We start from the raw sequence: 1,470 nt of genomic DNA, 5'->3' as shown, positions 1-1,470 counted from the left end.
ATGACCTACGTCCCGCAAGGGATATGGTCACGGAGCGGCCATAGTACCCAAACACCTGCCCTAACAGGTATGACACGGGGAAGGGCCGCAGGGAACAGCTTCTACGAGGAAGGGGGTAACCCGGATGAGGTCAACCAGCCCCCAAACGACTGGAAGTGCTACAACGGTTAATAACCGATGTAGGTTCCTGGAGAGCCGTATGTGGTGAAAGCCGCACGTACGGTTCGGGAAGGGGGGGTTGACGCGTCCCAGACGCTTGGCCCCCTACTTCACCTGGTACTACCCATAGTCGTCCGGTCCGACAAGTTTGTGCTGTCCCAGCTGTACTTCAGTCGGGAGTGATGAACGTTACCCGATGTTACAGAACATTTGTGTGTGTTTGAAGGAATTCTATCCTGTCAAAACTGGTAAAGTCCTCGAAAAACAATGGAAGGGGTTTTCTCGTCGTCATGGTACATTTGACCATTGAGTTAATTGTCGGCTTTATCGTCCTTTTTCTCGTGACCAAAATTCTGGGCAAAGTCCAACTAACCAAGATCACCCCATTCTATTTCGTATCTTCCATCGTGTTGGGGGAGCTTTTGGGCAATGCTGTCTACGACAAGGAAGTGGGCCTTTTATTTGTTTTGTACGCCATCATACTATGGGGATTGATGATTTTTATCTTGGCGAAAGTGAGCCAAAAATTCCCGAAAACAAGGAGCTTTTTGGAGGGGAAGCCCTCCATCGTAATCCGCAACGGGATTGTGGATCGAAAAGAGCTGAAAAAGAACAAACTCGATCTGAACGAACTGCAAAACCTGCTCCGGCATCAGAACGTTTTTTCCATACGTCAAGTAGCCTATGCCATTCTGGAGACGAATGGACAAGTAACGGTCCTCAAACAGTGGAATGACTCCACTCCCACCCGTGCGGATCTGAATCTCCCACCGCAGCCGGTTTACCTGCCAGTGACACTGGTCATCGACGGTGAAATTTTACTGGACAACCTGCGGGAAATTGGATGGACAGAAGAACGGTTACAATCGGAACTTCAAGCCCATGGAGTGGGAAAAACAGAAGAAGTGTTTCTTGCCGAATGGCTGGAAGGGGATGGATTGCATGTCGTTCCCCGGGAAACCCAATCCTAAAACTGAACGAAATGAAAAGAGCCAGGGGCTGAGCTCCCGCAGGAGTCATCGTACCATTTCAGGTAAAGTGTACGTCTAAACATACGCTACCAGCGAACGTCCCATCAGGGGAAAGTAAATCCCATTTAATTGTGTCTACCTTGCGGTAAACGGAAGCTATGCTCCCTTTGGGCCAACATGGCTTTCATCAGAAAAAAACCTGCTTTAGCAGGTTGAGGCTGCTGACAAAGGTAGAAGGTCAGCAGCCTCTTTTTGTTGAAGTAATAGAAAAGACTTCAACAAAGGACGGATACCATGTTTCAAACCAATCCCAACCGCCAAGGAAATATGGAGTTTGTAT

General features: G+C 48.6%; 1 protein-coding gene. It reads left to right on the top strand.

The window, feature by feature from the left end; translation table 11 throughout:
* Positions 1–449: 449 nt before the first annotated feature.
* Positions 450–1,130 carry a DUF421 domain-containing protein gene (locus tag IEW70_RS17595; RefSeq protein WP_188649212.1) on the top strand — a complete coding sequence of 227 codons (681 nt, stop codon included), beginning with the start codon at positions 450–452 and terminating at the stop codon, positions 1,128–1,130.
* The last annotated feature ends 340 nt before the right edge of the window (positions 1,131–1,470 follow it).

Origin of the sequence: Marinithermofilum abyssi (genome assembly GCF_014641195.1) — a bacterium.
Taxonomy (GTDB): Bacteria; Bacillota; Bacilli; order Thermoactinomycetales; family DSM-45169; genus Marinithermofilum; species Marinithermofilum abyssi.
The sequence above is the reverse complement of the archived record's forward strand: the minus strand, read 5'-3'. Positions and strand labels throughout refer to the sequence as shown.

What these genes read in the sequence shown, in the direction of transcription:
- IEW70_RS17595 (WP_188649212.1), top strand. Translation starts at nt 450, where the DNA reads ATGGTACATTTGACCATTGAGTTAATTGTCGGCTTTATCGTCCTTTTT.